This window comes from Pseudoxanthomonas jiangsuensis, from assembly GCF_010093185.1.
GTDB classification, from domain to species: Bacteria; Pseudomonadota; Gammaproteobacteria; order Xanthomonadales; family Xanthomonadaceae; genus Pseudoxanthomonas; species Pseudoxanthomonas jiangsuensis.
Map to the genome: position 1 here is coordinate 1 of NZ_PDWL01000096.1, position 675 is coordinate 675.

Consider the following 675-nt stretch of genomic DNA (forward strand, 5'->3'; position numbering starts at 1 on the left):
TGGTGTGATATCGCACGCGCGCTTGACGTTATCGCCGATCTCTACTCTACATTTCTGTGTTTGTTGAGACACCGCGCCACCCCTGCGTCCCACACCCCGGTATTCGTCGACAGCTTAAGAGTGGTAAAAGAGACAGGGGGTGATCAAGATGCTCGAGGCCAACGGCTTCGCACCGGTGGTGGTGTCCGGTACCAGCGCCGGCAGCGTGGTGGGCGCGCTGTATGCCAGCGGCATGGATGCGTTCCAAATGCAGGAAAAGGCCGTTGCGCTCGACCAGACCAGCATCCGCGATGTGCGGCTGTTTTCCGGTGGCCTGGTGCAAGGCCAGAAACTGCAGGACTACGTCAACGAACAGCTGGGCGGCAAACCGATCGAAAAACTGCGCAAGCCGTTCGCGGCGGTCGCCACGCGTCTGGAAGATGGCGAACGCACCGTGTTCGTGCGCGGCAATGCCGGCCAGGCAGTGCGCGCGTCCAGCAGCATTCCCGGCGTGTTCGAGCCGGTGACCATCGGTAAGTACCACTTCGTCGATGGCGGCGTGGTCAGCCCGGTGCCAGTGGATGCGGCGCGCCAGCTAGGTGCCGAATTCGTGGTGGCCGTGGATATTTCCAGCAAGGCCAGCGGCAAGAATCCGGGGGACCTGCTGGGCACGGTGAACCAGTCGATCTCGATCAT

1 pseudogene is annotated in these 675 nt (G+C 62.1%); it reads left to right on the forward strand.

The window, feature by feature from the left end:
* Positions 1-136 precede the first annotated feature (136 nt).
* Positions 137-675: pseudogene (locus tag CSC62_RS17435) on the forward strand (patatin-like phospholipase family protein); the annotation flags it as partial.